At 61.7% G+C, this 16,425-nt stretch carries 8 protein-coding genes; 5 read left to right on the top strand and 3 right to left on the bottom strand.

Annotated elements, in window-relative coordinates:
• Positions 1-21: 21 nt before the first annotated feature.
• Positions 22-525 (bottom strand): type VI secretion system contractile sheath small subunit, encoded by a 504-nt coding sequence (tssB, locus tag G3N61_RS03810; protein ID WP_205821602.1) that lies wholly within the window; start codon positions 523-525, stop codon positions 22-24.
• A 477-nt stretch (positions 526-1,002) separates the two neighbouring features.
• On the opposite strand from tssB, the gene tssH reads away from it, so the two are divergent.
• From tssH to tssM, 5 genes are read left to right on the top strand one after another with little or no spacing between them, the layout of a single operon-like run.
• Positions 1,003-3,570, top strand: a complete 2,568-nt coding sequence (gene tssH, locus G3N61_RS03805) for a type VI secretion system ATPase TssH (protein ID WP_089454733.1) — start codon at positions 1,003-1,005, stop codon at positions 3,568-3,570.
• A gap of 12 nt (positions 3,571-3,582) precedes the next feature.
• The gene (locus tag G3N61_RS03800; protein ID WP_089454732.1) at positions 3,583-5,157 is read left to right on the top strand and encodes a sigma-54 dependent transcriptional regulator; all 1,575 of its coding nucleotides are present in this window, start codon (positions 3,583-3,585) and stop codon (positions 5,155-5,157) included.
• Complete coding sequence (gene vasI, locus G3N61_RS03795; RefSeq protein ID WP_089454731.1) at positions 5,157-5,852, top strand: type VI secretion system-associated protein VasI; 696 nt, start codon at positions 5,157-5,159, stop codon at positions 5,850-5,852. Before G3N61_RS03800 ends, vasI begins: the two co-directional genes overlap by 1 nt.
• A complete protein-coding gene (tssA, locus tag G3N61_RS03790) occupies positions 5,840-7,276 on the top strand; it encodes a type VI secretion system protein TssA (protein WP_205821601.1) in 1,437 nt (478 codons plus the stop codon). The genes vasI and tssA overlap by 13 nt, the downstream gene beginning before the upstream one ends.
• 15 nt (positions 7,277-7,291) lie before the next feature.
• A complete protein-coding gene (tssM, locus tag G3N61_RS03785) occupies positions 7,292-11,092 on the top strand; it encodes a type VI secretion system membrane subunit TssM (protein WP_089454729.1) in 3,801 nt (1,266 codons plus the stop codon).
• Between the two features lie 273 nt (positions 11,093-11,365).
• Here tssM and G3N61_RS03780 read toward each other — a convergent pair whose 3' ends face one another.
• Positions 11,366-12,091: a hypothetical protein gene (locus G3N61_RS03780; RefSeq protein ID WP_143331242.1), complete on the bottom strand. Its 726-nt coding sequence runs from the start codon at positions 12,089-12,091 to the stop codon at positions 11,366-11,368.
• 137 nt (positions 12,092-12,228) lie between these two features.
• Positions 12,229-16,407, bottom strand: a complete 4,179-nt coding sequence (gene tssI, locus G3N61_RS03775; protein WP_241017555.1) for a type VI secretion system tip protein TssI/VgrG — start codon at positions 16,405-16,407, stop codon at positions 12,229-12,231.
• Positions 16,408-16,425 lie beyond the last annotated feature (18 nt).

Below are 16,425 nucleotides of genomic sequence, written 5' to 3'. Positions count from 1 at the left end.
GAGAGGAGGAGCCATCGGCCGTCAGGCCTGCTCATCCCCCAGCAATTGCTCCAGCTCCTTGGCGAGTTGACCGCGGGACGCCTCGTCACCCAGCGTCGCCTGCAGTTGCTTGCGGAACGCCGGGATGTTGCCCATCGGCCCCTTCAGCGCCACCAGCGCCTCCCGCAATTCGAGCAACTTGCGCAGCTCCGGCACCTGCCGGGCAATTGCATCAGGACCGAAGTCCTCGATCGCCTTGAACTTCAGATCGAGGCGCAAGGTGTCACTCTCGCCTCCCTTTTCGAGCACGGCCGGCACATCCATTGCCAGACCGAGCCCGAATTCGGACATCACCTGGTTGAAATTGTCCTTGTTGATGCTCACTGCGACGCGGTCCTCGAGCGCGATATCGTCCTCGTGACCTTTGAAATCCCCTGTCACCAATAATTTCAGGGGAAGCTCGACTTCCTCGTGTTCCCCGCCAGTTGCCGGAACGTAGCGAATGCTGATGCGTTCTTTCGGCGCAACCGAACCTTGCTTTGCCATGAGTCACTCCCGCTTGAATGCTCGATTGTTATGAGCGCAATGCAAATAGAAACGAGCCCACGGCATACAAATCGCCAGAGCTCGCTACACGCATACGGAAAGGATCAACGAAGATGAAATTCGCTGCCTTGTCGCGCCATGGATTCCCATGAGGCAGCCTACCTGCCGCCACGCAATAGACTAAGCGCGGAATGAGGTCTATGGAATAAGACTAGTCTGAATTTTTACCCCAAACCCATAATAAAATTTCGAATCCATCTCAACAAAAAAATAACATCGGAAATTTCAGTTAATTTTTCCAAAAAATAGATTCCAAGATCAATTATTTTGGTAAATTCGCAGCACACTTTCCGAAATTTATCTCATATTAATTCACTCACCGCATCGAATCTCGATGGCATGAACGATTCCTTCTCATCGCGCGATCAGGATTGTTTTTTTGAGAAGAGCCTTTCCTAAACAGGGGATTTTGATTACATGATCACGGTGGATCTTCCCGCGCTTTTCGAGCGCCTCAATGCGTTATGCCGACATGCCCTGGAAGAAGCGGGCAGTTTATGCATCGGGCAACGTGAAGCCGAGGTCACGGTACCTCACCTGTTGTTCAAGCTGATGGATGCGCCTCAATGCGATGCGCGCATCGTGCTGCGCGATGCGGGAATCGATCCCGACACCGCACGGCATGCTTTATCCGCCGCCTTCCCCGACGGGGACGGTGGTCATGGCCAGTATCCGTCCTTCTCGCCATTGCTGGTCGAGTTGTTGCAGGAGGCCTGGCTGCTCAGTTCGGTGGAGCTCAAGCAGCCGCAGATACGCAGCGGCGCCTTGCTGCTCGCCGCCTTGCTCACCCCTGGACGCTACCTGCCATTGGCGGCGATTCGCTTGCTCGATAACGTGAACCGGGAAGCCCTGCGCAAGCGCTTCGATACGCTGCTGGCCGCTTCGACGGAGGCGGTCAGCGCTGCCCCGGCCGATCACCGGCAGGGGGCGGGCGGCGAAAACAGTGCACTCGCCCGGTTCGGTCATGATTTCACCGCGCAAGCCCGCGACGGGCGCATCGATCCAGTGCTATGCCGTGATGCCGAGATCGACTTGATGGTCGATATCCTGTCGCGCCGCCGCAAAAACAACCCGATCGTGGTAGGTGATGCGGGCGTTGGCAAAAGTGCGGTCGTCGAAGGACTTGCCCAGCGCATCGTACAGGGGCGTGTGCCGGAGTCCCTGCGCGACATTCACCTCTGGGGGCTGGACCTGGGGGCACTGCAAGCCGGCGCATCGGTCAAGGGCGAGTTCGAGAAGCGCCTGAAGGCAGTCATCGACGAAGTACAGACCTCTGCGCAACCGATCATCCTGTTCATCGACGAGGCACATACGCTGATCGGCGCCGGCAACGCCGCCGGCGGCAGCGATGCGGCGAATCTGCTCAAGCCCGCGCTCGCCCGGGGCACGCTACGAACCATCGCCGCCACGACCTGGTCCGAGTACAAAAAGTACTTCGAGAAGGATCCCGCGCTGGCACGGCGCTTTCAGCTGGTGAAGCTGGAAGAACCCAGCCCCGAAGCTGCCGTGCACATCCTGCGCGGCTTGCGGTCCGTGTATGAACAGGCCCACAAGGTCTATATCGCGGACGAGGCACTGCAAGCCGCTGCTGCCTTGTCGGCGCGTTACTTGAGCGGTCGGCAGTTGCCCGACAAGGCAATCGATGTACTGGATACCGCCTGCGCCCGTGTCGCTACCGCCCTGGCCGAACCGCCCCGTCGCCTGATAGCGCTGGAAAATGAACTCAGACAGATCGATGTGGAAGCCGAGCAACTCGCGCGCGATGCGCGGACGGGTCGTACGCCCGCGACGAAGCGCCTGAGCGTGCTGCGTGACGCGCTGCAACAGGTGGAGGAGCGCATCGCGAAAGTACGTGAAGCCTGGGTACAACAAAAGGCCATCGTCGATACGATCGTCTCTTTGCGTCGCGACGCGGAAGCGGCAGAAGACGCTTCGCCGCTGCTGGCGGGCTGGGTGACGCGCCTGGCCGAACTGCAACGGGATGGCGCATTGCTGCACGCCGACGTCGGTGCCGAACAGATCGCGCAGGTCATCGCCGACTGGACCGGTATACCGGCCACCACCATCAACAGCGATCAGCTTACGCGTCTCGCACGGCTGCCCGTCACCCTGAGTGCCCGAATCAAAGGTCAGGACGCGGCACTGGAAGCCGTGCACCGTCGCTTGCTCACGGCAGTAGCCGACCTGCGGCGACCCGGCACGCCGATGGGGGTGTACCTGCTGGTCGGTCCCAGTGGCGTCGGCAAGACCGAGACGGCACTGGCCGTGGCGGACGCCTTATTAGGTGGAGAACGGTTCCTGACCGCGATCAATATGTCCGAGTACCAGGAAAAACATACCGTGTCGCGCCTGCTGGGCGCGCCGCCCGGATACATCGGCTACGGCGAAGGCGGCGTACTGACCGAGGCCATCCGCAAGCAACCCTACTCGGTGGTATTGCTCGACGAAGTGGAAAAGGCGCATCCAGAGGTACTGAATGTGTTCTATCAAGCGTTCGACAAGGGCGAACTGGCCGACGGCGAAGGCCGCCGTATCGACTGCCAGAACATCCTGTTCTTCCTGACCTCGAACCTCGGCTTCGACCATGACGACCCTTCGTTGTCCGATCTCGACGCAGACATCCTGCGCCAGCGCTTGACCGATTTCTTCAAGCCGGCCCTGCTCGCGCGGATGCAGGTGGTGCCCTATCGCTACCTGGACGAGGACGTCCTCGGCGACATCGTGGACAGCCGCTTGCAGCGCCTGGAGCAGCAGTTCTCCGCACGCTACGGCGCCGCCCTGGATATCGGCACCTGCGCACGCACCGAACTCCGTGCGCGCTGCACGCGACACTCGAATGGTGCCCGCATGCTTGATGCGAGCATCGACGGCGACTTGTTACCGCCGCTGTCGCTCGCTGTCCTGCAACAGCAGGCCCAAGGGGCTCCGTTCCAGCGCGCGGAACTGCGCTGGGCGAACGGTGCCTTCCAGGCCGCACTGCACTGAGCGACGCAGGGCATGGACACTGTGGAAGCCGTCCTGCTGGCTCGTGAGTTGGCGCAAGCGAACACCTTGGCGTCGCTGGCCGGTGCATGGCTGCGCGCCGCCTGCAACGGCACCGGCATCGAACAAGCGCTCTGTTACTGGCGCGAACCCGCCGGGGACCGCCTTCTTCCCATCGCACGGGCTCGTGTGACTGACGCCGTCGTGCTCCCTGCAATATCGCTGCACGAGCTGGACAATCCGCTGGTGTACTGCCTGACGAGTGCCAGGCCGTGCCATATCACGCAGTTGGACACACTGGTCGAAGTCGGTGCCGGCTTCGACGCGTTGCGCATGCATCTCGCCGCCCGCGCCGCCCTGCTGGTGTTGCCGATCGTCGGCCCTCAGCATGAAATCGCCGGCATCTTCGCGCTGTCCGGCAACGATGCCGCCTTGCGTGCCTGGCATACGGACCCAGTCTGGCAGGCGCTCACCACGTTGCACCACGCGTTGCTGGCCCGCCTGCAGGCATTATCGGGAGCCCATCTTGCCGAGACGCAACAACAAAGCGCCGACCGGCTGCGCGAACTCGAGCACGGGCGTGCGCGGGCAGCCCGCCTGCTGGCCGCCGAATTCGTCGGTGTCAGTTCCATTGCACAGCGATTGCGTGACGACATGTTGCGCCTGGCCGACTCCTCTCTGTCGTTGCTGATCACCGGGGAAACCGGTTCAGGCAAGGATCACACAGCCTGGCTGATTCATCAGGCCTCGGCCCGGCAAGGGCGTTTTGTACCGGTGAACTGCGCCGCAATCCCCAAAGACCTGATCGAAGCCGAGTTGTTCGGCGCAACGCGCGGCGCCTTTACCGGTGCCACTCAGGCGCGAACCGGCCTCGTAGCCGATGCACATGGCGGCACGCTGTTCCTCGACGAAATCGGCGACATGCCGCTCGAACTGCAAGGCACGCTGCTACGCCTGTTGAACGAAAAGAAGTTCAGGCCCGTGGGCGCCACGCGCGAGCAAGCCTCGGATTTCCGCCTGATCTGCGCCACCCACCGCCCCTTGCCGACGCTGGTCCGCGACGGCGCCTTCCGCGAAGACCTGTATTTCCGGATTCGTCAGCGCGTGCTTCACGTGCCGTCCTTGCGCGAGCGCCCGGAGGACATCCCCGCGTTGGTAACCCACGTGCTGCTCCAGTACAACCGTGAATGCCAGAGCAATGTCACCGGCATTTCCACCGGCGCCCTTGCTCGTCTGCAGGCACACGCATTCCCCGGCAACGTACGAGAACTGCGCAGCCTCGTGTTGGCCGCGGCCGAGCGCACCACACCCGGGAAGCCCATCCGCGGCGACCTGCTGGCCGACCTGGGAGACCACCTGCCAGTGACATCGAGTACGCCGCCATCCCCCATGACATCGACACTGCAACAGCTCGTGCACACCGACAACCTGCGAGACGCGTTGATCCGCTTCGAGCGCCTTGTGGTTGGGGAACGGCTACGCCAGGTTGACGGGTCGCGGCGGGAGGCGGCGCTCAGTCTGGGCATACCCAAACGCACACTGGCCCGTAAATGCCAGGAGTGGAACCTGAATGGAGAGGAGGGCCGATAATGAGATGGCTCAATCTGACACTGCTGTCTACCGCTGCGCTGGTCGGTTGCGGCCCAGAGCACACCACCGTCAGCGTCGATCGCACGTGCACGACCATCGCGTCACCGCAAGAGCGGCTGGCTTGCTTCGATGCCAAGGCAGGCTCCCCGGCAGCATCGATGGTGGCCGTACCCGCAACCCAGGCGCCCGCTGCGGCGCCAAAGCCGCCAGCCACCACCAGGCGACCCGATATCGCCACTCTGGTCCAGGCCAACGAAGCCAAACGAGACGCCGACGATACCGGCTTGCTGCTGATGCGCGTCCCGGATCGCTTACCCGGCCAGAACAAGGTCGTCATCTCGGCACCGGCACTGGGCGGCACCACGCCGAGGCCCTATCTCGCCATCAGTTGCCTGCAGAACATCTCCCGCCTGCAACTGCTGACCGCCGAGGCATTGCCGGTCAATCGCGTCAACCTGCGACTGTTGCTGGACAGTCGCCCCGTATCGGACTACCGCCCTTGGCAAGTGCTCGACGACGGCACCGTAACCGATGCGGGGCGCGGCCTGGTCGCGGTCGAGCAGCTTCGGCCGCTGACCCGGTCGGCGCAGCGTCTCGAGATCGAAAGCGACTATGCCCCCTTCAACGGGCTGGTGTTTGACATCGGCCGACTCAATGAGCAACTGGCCCAGCAACGCGAGGCATGTCACTGGTGAAACTGCCCCCACCGCTGGACCTCGATGCTCTGCTGGCACCGCTGGACACTCGATGGCCCGCCGGCGTATTCGACGAGGAGGACGACGCCTTCCAGGGTATCGACCACGAAATGGTCAAGCTCGGTACCCTGCAGGAGCCGGCTATCGACTGGCCTTACGTCGACGAGGCCGCACAGGGCTACCTACGCAGCCAGTGCAAGCACCTGCGCATCGCCGGGCACCTGCTGACCGCGCGCGCTCGCACGCGTAGCTGGCGTGGCTGGGCCGAAGCCACGGGTGTGCTGGCCGGTATGGTGGAGCACTACTGGGAAAGCAGTTATCCGCGCCCCGGCGCCACCGGCTATCCAGCCAAGCGCCGGCTGGTTGACCAGCTTCTGGAGCGCCTGTCCGATAGCCTGGCGACGTTGGAGAGCACCGGCTACGGCGAAGAGTTCTACAAGATCGGCCAAGCGGCACTGGATAGCCTGCAACGCTGTGCCGAAAGCGCCAGGCTCGACGTACCCACACTCACCAGGCTGGAAGCACTGTTGCGCCAGAAGGCCGAGGCATTGCGCGCACCGGAGCTGGCGGGCGCCAAGCTCGCGACGCCGACATCCGGCGAGGTGCTGACCGATGCATTTTTCACACCGGTCTTGCCCACGCCCGGCCACGAACGCGAAGGCCGCAAGTCACTGTTGGCCGCCGCCGAGATCATCAACCAGCAGGATGCCTACGATCCGACCGGTTATCTGCTGCGGCGATTCGCGTTGTGGGCCCATCTCACCAATACACCACCACCTCGCAGGCACCGGCAGACGGAGCTGATGGCAGTGCCGGCGGATGTCGCCGACAGCTACGGGAAGGCACTCGATACACGAGGCGTCGACCCCACCCTGTTGCAGCGTGTCGAACGCAGCGTGACGTCGTCTCCGTACTGGCTGCGCGGCAGCTACCTCGCCGCCGGCATCGCCCGACGGCTGGAGATGCCGCTGGTGGCCGAGGCCATCCGCCAGTCGAGCGAGCGCTTCGTCACCCGGCTACCGGCCCTGCTCAAGCTGGAATTCGCCGACGGGCGTCCGTTCGTGGACGGGGAGACACAAGCGTGGATCAGCGGCGCTGCGGCAGGTGACGCGTCAAGCGGCGCCGCTCACGACTACGCGGCCGTGCGTGACGAGCTACACGGCTTGCTCGGCGTCGAAGGCATCGAGCCCATGCTGCGCCGACTTGAAACGATCCAGCAGGAAGCGACCGACCTGCGGCACCGCTGTCACGTCATGAGCATTGCCGCCGAACTGCTGCGGTCCCGCCATCTCACCTGGCTCGCAGATGGCCTGAGCGCCCGCGCGTATCAGGCCATGCAACACGCATCGGCCCCCGAATGGGAACCCGAACTCTTCAGCCTCCTCGCACGGCAACAGGCGGGCAGCACGGAACACAAGGATTAAAACAGGAGCATCTTCATGGGGAACATCTGGTCGAATCTGCAACGTTACGGGTGGCGCTTGCTGCGCTGGGGGCGGCAAGGTGCGCCTCTGCTGCAACTGCTGCTCGTGGCGCTCGCGCTCGCCGCCATCTGGTGGCTCGGACCCAAGTGGATCTGGGGCACCTACCGGCCCCTGGGCAGCCTTACCGCACGAGCATTGGCAACCGTCGTCCTGCTCGTGCTGCCGCTGCTGATGTGGGCCTTGCGCCTGCGCAAACGCACGCAACGCCTGGAAGCCGAACGACAGCAGGTAGAGGACCGGAAGGTTGATCCGTGCCTGCGTTACGTGCAGGCGCAGGAGCGTGACCTCGATCACAGCCTCGCCACGCTGCAAGCCAATCTCAAGAGCCGCCAGGCGCTGTACCAGCTGCCGTGGTACTTGGTGCTGGGGCAAGAGAATTCAGGCAAGACAAGCTTCGTCAATCGATCCGGGCAGACCTTCTCGCTCACCGGCGAAATGAAGGCCGGCAGTCGACGCATGCAAGAGGACCCTGACAAGATCTACGCCATCGACTGGTGGATGGGTGACCAGGCCGTGCTGATCGATCCGCCCGGCGAGCTGATCAGCCAGCCACGGATTGCACAAGCCGCCGACGTAGACCAAGCGGAAAGCGAAAGCCCGTCCGTCCTGCCTGCGAGGCTGGCGCGGCATCGCGCGCTCCCGGAAGATCTCCACGCACGGCTGTGGGACAGCTTCGTCGGCTGGCTTGGCCGCAACCGCAGCCGCCGTCCGCTCAACGGTGTCGTGCTGATGGTCAGCCTGGAAACCCTTGCGCACCAGACCGTGAGCGACCGCAAAGCGCTTGCGGCACTGCTGCGAGCACGGCTGGCTGAACTGAGCCGCCAGCTCGGCACACGGCCGCCGCTGTACGTGGTGCTCAGCAAGTTCGACCTGCTGGAAGGTTTCGAAACGCTGTTCGCTCGCTTGCCCCGCTCGATTCGCGAGGACATCTTTGGTTTCAGCTTCACCCTCGATTCAGTCCAGCGCTACGACGCCTGGCTCGATGAACTCGGTACGCACTACGACACGTTCCTCCGTCGCTTGAACGAACAGGTATTCGATGCACTGGCCGACGTGTCCGAGCTGGTGCAACGTGAGGCACTGTATTCGCTCACCCGACAGCTCAGCGGCCTGCGTTCCGTACTGCTGGATTTCCTTGCCGATGTCCTCGGTAGCGACCGCTACGTCACCCCGGCGCTGCCGCGCGGGGTATTCTTCTCATCGGTCTACCAGCAAGGTGTGCTCAACAACGCCTTCATCGCCACCGCGTCACAGACCTATTCTCTGCGCAAGCCGGTCAACGTCATGCAGCCTAGCGGACGCGCGCTGGTCTACTTCACACAGCACCTGTTCCAGCGCGTCGTGTATCCGGAGTCCGGTCTCGCGGGCGATAACCCCAAGGTCATCGCCGACAAGAAGCACGCGCTGGCGCTACGCTTCGGCGTAGCCTCTCTCGGCAGCGTGCTGGTGATCGGCGCGTGGTACCACTACTACGCATTGAACCGCGACAAGGCGCTCGCCGTACTGGAGCGTAGCCGTGCCTTCAGCGCCCACGCCATCGACGGCGCACTCGATCCGACTGGCCGTAATCTGCTGCAACCGCTGAACCAGATTGCCAGTGCCGTCGCCGTCTATGGCGACTACCGCGACGCGTGGCCGATCGTCGCCGACCTGGGCCTGTACCAAGGACGCACGATCGGACCGAAGGTCGACCAAGCCTATCTCGCCCTTCTATCGCAGCGCTTCCTGCCGGCGCTGGCAAGCGGTGTGATGCAGCAGCTCGATGCACCCGGTGCGGACAGTGATACGCAACTCGCCGCGCTGCGGGTCTATCGCATGATCGAGGATCGGCCCAACCGCCGGCCGCCGGTCGTGGAAAACTGGATGACGACCCAGTGGCAGGCCGCCTTCCCGGGCGAGAACGGCGTGCAGCGCGCGCTGCTGAGCCATCTCGACTACGCAATGAAGTACGCCGATGCCCGTCTGCCGCAATACCAGGAGCGCATGTCGGCCGTGCAGCGCGAACTGCGCGCGATCCCGCTGCCGCAGCGCGTATATATGACCATGCGCCGCCAGGCCGGTACCTCGCTTCGTGCCCCGCTGGATCTGCGCAATGAGATCGGCCCGGCCTACGACATCGTCTACGAACCCGAAAGCGCCGTGTCTGCCCAGGGTGCCAACCCACCCGCCAACGGTCGCATCGACGCGCTGCTGACCGCCAAGGGCTATCGCGCCTACTTCGCCCCGCATAGCCAGGATCTCACCGAGCTGGCCATGATCGACCAGTGGGCACTCGGCGAACGACGCGACATAGACTACTCCGACGCCGACAAACGTGCCCTGGCCGACCGCATCCGCGCGCTCTACAGCCGCGACTACATCGACACCTGGCAGCGCAACCTCAACCACATCGCCGTGCGCAACTTCCAGGACATCGGCCAGGCCGTCACCATCCTGGGTAGCGTGACCAGCCCTGCGGCACCGTTACGACGCCTGGTGGAAACCGTGCGTGACAACAGCGAGCTTGGCAACAAGCCCATCAACGGTGCCGGCACCGACGCGTCAGGAAGCCAAGTCAAGGCCGCTGCGCTGCCCGCCAAGATGGATCTGCCTGCCGGCACCGTGGACGAGCCGCTGCCGGTCATCACCATTGCCCGCGCTTTCGCACCCATGAGCCAGTTGCTCGACGCCAAGAGCGGACGTGCCGCTTATCTGGACGAAACCATGCAGAGCATCGGTGCCGTGCAGGATACCGTGCGGACCGTTCACGACAGTCCAGATCGCGGCAAGGCCGCGCTCGACATCGTGCTCGATCGGTTCGCCCTCAAAGGCCCGGACCCCATCGCCAACCTCCAGCGAATCGCCAGCGGACTACCCGAACCATTGAATCACCAGGTCGGCAAACTGGCCAATGAATCGTCGCGCGTGTTGCTGGTGGAAGCCTTGCGCGAACTCGAAAAGCGCTGGGACACCGATGTTTACCGCTTCTACCGCGAGCACCTGGCCAATCGTTATCCGTTCAATCCAGCCAGCCGTGAAGAAGTATCTCTGGACGACTTCGCTACCTTCTTCGGACCGCAGGGCAAGTTGCAGCAGTTCCGTGACAAGTACCTCAACCTGTTCATCCAGGACAACCTCGAAGCGCTGTACTCGGAACACCTCGGTGGATATCTCGTGCGTAACGACGTACTCACTCAATTGAAGGCCGCCGACAAAATCAGCGACGCTTTCTTCAACAACCGCGGGCAATTGGGTGTGCAGTTCTACATCGAGCCGCTGGGCTTGGCCGCCAATAAGCGCAGCAGCGCGCTCAGCGTCGAGGGGCAACTGATCACCTACAACCACGGCCCCACCACCAGCACCGCCCTCATCTGGCCCAACACGCTCGCGCCCAGCAACGAAAGCCGCATGACCCTGGTCAACGCCAGCGGCAGCAGCAGCGGGCTGATCTATCGCGGCCCATGGTCGCTCTATCGCCTGCTCAGTCAGGCTCGTCTAAACGGGGCCACCAGTACCAGTGTCGACCTCAGCTTTGCTGCCCCCGATGGCGGCATGCGCTATCGCATCAGTACGGAAAAGGCGAACAATCCGTTCACCCAGCCGTTGTTCAAGGGCTTCGTGCTGCCGCGCATGTTGTTGCAGGACGAGCGGCGAGTAGCGACTCCGGTGGGCAGGCAAGCCACAGTCGAATTCAAACTTGACATGCGACAAGAGAGCGTCCCACTGCTCTCCAGCGGTCAGCGCTCCAGCACGCCACCCGGCGCGCCGTCTTCGTAGAGCGGCAAGCCGGGCTCATCGCTATCTTGCACTGCCTGATAACCACCCTCACATGGCTATCGGGCAGTTCGGAGTGAAGGTGGAATAATACCCACGCAGGCCTGGCATCGGTTCGATGGCCGACGCCTTATGACAGAACGTATCGGCATCGTCGATGCGTGGATATGCCAACCGCGCAGCACCCTGCACGCCAGGAACGAGCGCGCCAGTCAGGCAAACTGCACCCACTAAGTAGCAAGAGTGCCGCCAACAACCGTATGGCATTCGGCGCACTCACCGTGCAGGCGGAGGACAGCCCTCGCACGAGAACGAGAATGAGGTGATGCGGCGCTGCTCGGTCCCATCGACGCTGAAGCCGAAATCCATCGTTGGCCCATTTTCAACCACTTCCGTGTGGGCCGAGCAGCGGCGGAGTTCGTCCAGGCGAAGACAGTCGTAAAACAGCGGATGCCGGGATTTACGACCCCATCGCGAAATCTCCCGCAAGGTCGTCTCGGCATCCACACTCACACCGTTGACTTGCAGATAACCCTTGAAGGCTCCGCGAAGCATAGGCTCGCCATCAGCGTCCGTATCGGGACCTGAATTATCGCGGAGGCGCACATAGAGCGACGAGACTTGGTAAGCACCGCTCTTCTGCGCCTTGTCTAGCATCTGATTCCTTCTCTCTCTATGCTTTCCATATGCTTCGTCAGACGTAGGGTTGGTATCGTAGAATCGCTCCGCCAAGCTGGCGAGCGCTTTCTCCGTACCCTCATCCACTCGTGTAGTCACGCCGATGCCGAGGCTATCCCAGACTAGAACCTCGCCGAGACGATCTTGTCGGCTAGGCGGACCCAGTACTTTCCACCATTCCGAGACAGGTGCTTCGAGCACCAACCGTTGACCATCCAAGGTGATGCGATTGATCTCCACAATCAATTCAGGCTTTGCGCCGCGCGAAGCTTTCCTCGGTACGCCATGCACCAGATCATCGGCCCGTTCGGTAAGCTCCAGCATTTTGTCCAACAACTGAATAACACCCTCTTCGACGCCCGGCCCCGGTGCGGATGGGTGTTCCGGTTGAACTCGGCTACACCCGCTGGATAGCAGGAGTATTGCTAGCAGCCGTGCCCATCGCGAGTTCTTGATTGGCATCATGAGAGTTGGTTCTTTTCGCCAAACAGCGTTTCATAATGCTTCTGGATATAGTCACGGCCAGCCACGCCATGCCGTCCCATCTGCCATAAACGATCCAGCACTTGTTTGCCATACACCTCATGAAGGTGCTCCAGCTCGGTGCGGGATGCACCGCGACGAATGGCCTCGGGATTAGCCTTGGCCCACGCTTTGACTGTAGCGTCTTGCCAATAGCAATCGTTGGGATGGACAAGGTAGCTAGAGGCCACTGCCACCGGATCGGGGCCGGGACGCCCCTCCCACCGGTCCTTCATCACCTGGCCGACGCTGCATACCGCTTGCCTAGCCAATGTTGCTGCCAACGTATGGAAAGGGTGCACGTCATGATCCTTAGCCAATTGAGAGTGCGTCGGATCAAGGCCCGCGTCGGCATTAGGATCACTGCCTGTGTGCGTTTGCACATCGTCCACGCTGTTGCCAACCAGTTGAAGCATCGCCTGGAAGACTTGATTGTAGGCGTTGAGGGCGTAGCGCACGGGCGTTCCCAGCAGCCAGCCTACTTTCGACACTCGCTCGTAATGCGGTAAGCCCGCAATGGTGTCGCGCATTGCCAAGTAGCGATTGAAGGCCACCAAATATCTGGAATCGCTATGGTCCTCTAACAGAATCGCCAACATTCTCTCGCCATCCGAACGCTCTCCCGGCCGAATCGCCTTAAATTCCCTCTCGTCTATAGGAAACACCAGTTGCGCCATGGGTTCGGCAAGGCTGGCGACGACATCCAGCGAGCCGAACATCCCGGTGACCACTGGCAAAGCGTGCCGACTTTGCTTCCGATGGCGCGGCGCTGTCCAGGCCAGTACGTTGGGGTAGAATTTGCGCAGACTCAGCTCCACGAAATTTGAATGGGAAAAATAGTCCTCTAAAACATGCAGCGCAGCACCAAAGTGGCGAAAGCGTTTCGCTTCAGTCCCATCCTTTAGTGCGTCTTCCAATTGCTCGCCCATATACATCTTGGAATCAACGATATACCGCTTCATCGAAGTGATTGGGTCAACAGCCAGACGAGGATCTCCCGTCAGCGCCCACGGCTCGAACGCGGGATCTACAGTGCGTGGATCGGCGGGACTAGGCTTGAAGTTGCAGGGATTATCGATATGCTCGCTCGGGCGATAGACGCCCAGCATGTTACGGTTAAGCAAATGGGTTTTACTCTTGCCGACCTCTAGTCTTTCACTCGGATCCATCTGATTACGGATGGTGTGAAACTCGCGCAAGGCAAGCAGATCAACCACGCGTGTCAGGACGTCTCGCGACAGATAGCGGGAAAGATCTTTTTTTGCATTGGGTGGTCGGACGATGCTAGGGTCCAGCAATTGTGAATAGTCGCGCAGCCAGTTTCCGAAGTAGATTTGCTTGCGTTGTCGTGCGTTGAAGCCAACCTCGCCAAGGGCATCCTCGATAGACTCGTGGCCAAACGAACTGTTGGGTTGCGTGGCGTGGTGTTCGCCACGCCCTGCGCCAAAGGCTTCGCGGCTACCGACCTTTTCTTCAAGCGCGTCGGCATCGCCTCCCTGCAGAGCACGAATAGCCTGTGAGGCTTCGGCATAGTCAAGCGTCAACGGGCCGCTGCCTGTAGGGCCGGAGAAACGGGCATAGGTGACTTGGGTAGTCGATTCGATATCGAGGTCGATCAGGGCCATGCGGTATGCATAGCGCGCCCCTTCGTCAAGTGGGCTATCATCCTCCAACGTAGAAGAACCATCGGTGTGGCGATCTGCGAGGTCGCGCCGAAGCACGTTATCGATATGATGGCCAAATTCATGAAGCAGCGCAGTCAATAGTAGGCCAGACGCGTCTTTATCGCTACGTGCACGCTCCACTGCCATGCTATGCACGCGAACCATGCGTTCATGGTTGTCGTAGTCGGCCGGCGACTTGCCATGCTTCACCAACCGATGTTCGGGGTTGGCTATGGTGCCTTGGCGCAGACCATCGTATAACTTGATGTAGGTGTGAGCAGGAATATCAAATCCGAAGATCGGCGCGAGCATCAGCGTGAATTCACCCTTCGTGCTGTGCCGCGCGACGCTCGTGAGTTGATCTAAGGCAAAGGTGCTTTCGATCAGACCGTCCTCTTCATAAAGCGTCGGAGGCTGATCGGGAGTAACCAACATACCTGCCATGTCGATGGCGTTGCGCAAGCCCTTTTTTGTGCCGCTAAGCGGACCTTTGAGATAAATACCGACACCGTTCAGCTCGATGCCGCTATCGTCCAGCGTGATGGTGCCGCCCGGACCGCGCAGCCTGAATACGTCGCCAGCGTGAAGCTCGATGACATTAGTCCGCGTGGTTATGGCCTGTCCGGCCTCGATATCGACACGGCCCTGCACGTGCTGCGCGTAATGTCCGCCAATATCCACCGTGTGGTTGGCAGCCGTCTTGTCGCGGCGGCTATTGCCTACCTCTTCGGTGCGATCTTTCGCGGTTGTGATGGTGTGATTGCGGCCGATGGTCAGAAAGTCGTCCTGGCCGATGTCGTGTCGGCGATCCCGCCCGATCGTGACCTGTTCGTCGTGCCCCACCGTCTCCTTGCGGTCGTTGCCGATCGCAATCGTCTCGTCGTGCTCGACCTGCTCGCTGCGGTCATTGCCAACGAAGGTGGTTTCGTCGTGGTTGACGTGGATGTTCTGATCGCGCTGCGCGTGGACGTAGATTTCCTCTTGTCCGGCCTCGTCCTCGAAACGCAGCTCGTTGAAACCTTCGCCCTTGTGCGTCTGGCTCTTGATCGTCATCCGCGTCTTGTGCCGCGGCAGTTCGTAGGGCGGTAGCTGCAAGCGGTTGTAGGTGCGGCCGGTGATGACCGGTTGGTCCGGATCACCGTCGAAGAAGTCGACGATCACCTCTTGCCCAATGCGCGGGATCGCCATATGGCCCCACAGCGCGCCCGCCCAGTTCTGCGCGACGCGGATCCAGCAGGAGCTGTGCTCGTCGTGCCGGCCCTGACGATCCCACGGAAACTGCACCTTCACTCGGCCGTACTCGTCGGTGTAGATCTCTTCACCCTCCGGGCCCACGACCACCGCCGGCTGGGGGCCGTCGATGCGCGGGTGCGGCAACGGCTCGGCGCGCCATTCGGCATCGTCCGGCACCAGTACCGCTTCGTAGCGGTAGTACGTGCCGTGTCGTGCGTCGGCGCTTTCTTCCGCCTGACTGGTGTGTTGCTTGCCGTGATGCATCAGGCTCACCGGACGCCAACTCCGGTTCATGTCCTCGCGTGGGTGGCCCGTGAGCGCGAAAGCAATGCCCGGCTTCAAGCGCGCGTCGTCGCCACTGACGAACGCCACGCGTGCATCGCGCCGGTGGCCACGCAGACGATCGTGAGTGAACGCCTTGCCGCTGGCTTCGTGTTTATATCGGCCCGGGTAGTCATAGCGTGCGTAGCCTCGACCCTGATGGTCGAGATCGGTGCCGTCACGCGGGTACTCGTGGTTGAAGCGCGGATTCTTGAACGTGTAGTCGCGCTGCACTTGGCGCGCAGTACGCACGTTCTCGGTGTAAGCGAAGGTCCGTAGGCTGGGTTGTGGCTGATCGCCGCCCGGCGTCGGGTTGTAGATCACCGGCTCGCCGTCAAGACGGCCGAAGATGAACAGCCGATCGCAGTGAATCAGCCGGTGCCCCTCTTTGCCGTGCTTGAAAGCGTAGAAAAAACCTTCCTCGCGCAGGATGCGTTCGACGAAGTCGTAGTCAGTATCACCGGCCTGCACGCAATACTCACGGGCGAGGTGTTCGTTGGTGGCGCGTTGCTCGTAGTTCATCGTCAGCTCATGCGCCTTGAGCACGGCGACTGCGATCTCGGTCACGCTCAGGGTCTGGAAGATCCGCCAGTCGGACGAGAGCTTGAGCCGCGCGAGGCGCGGCTCGACCACCGCCGAGTAGCGGGTACGCCGAAAGCCGGTGTCGCCCTGAACGAACGACGAAACCGCACCATGCACATAGCGCACGGGCTGGCCACCCTGCCAGATGGTCAACAGCCCATTCCGATCGAGCACCTGTCCAAAGTCGATGGCCGGATTGGCACTGGCCAGTTCGACCTCCAGGCGAAAGGTCTCGGACAACCCCTCATGCAGCGTGAACTCGACGACCTCGAATGATTCGTCGCCAGCAGTGAAGGTAAAACGCAGGTCGGATGACATCACCATAAGCATTCCTTA

It is taken from the genome of Burkholderia sp. Ac-20349, assembly GCF_017104865.1.
Taxonomy (GTDB): domain Bacteria; phylum Pseudomonadota; class Gammaproteobacteria; order Burkholderiales; family Burkholderiaceae; genus Burkholderia; species Burkholderia aenigmatica.
This window is presented reverse-complemented; position numbering and strand designations above follow the sequence as displayed.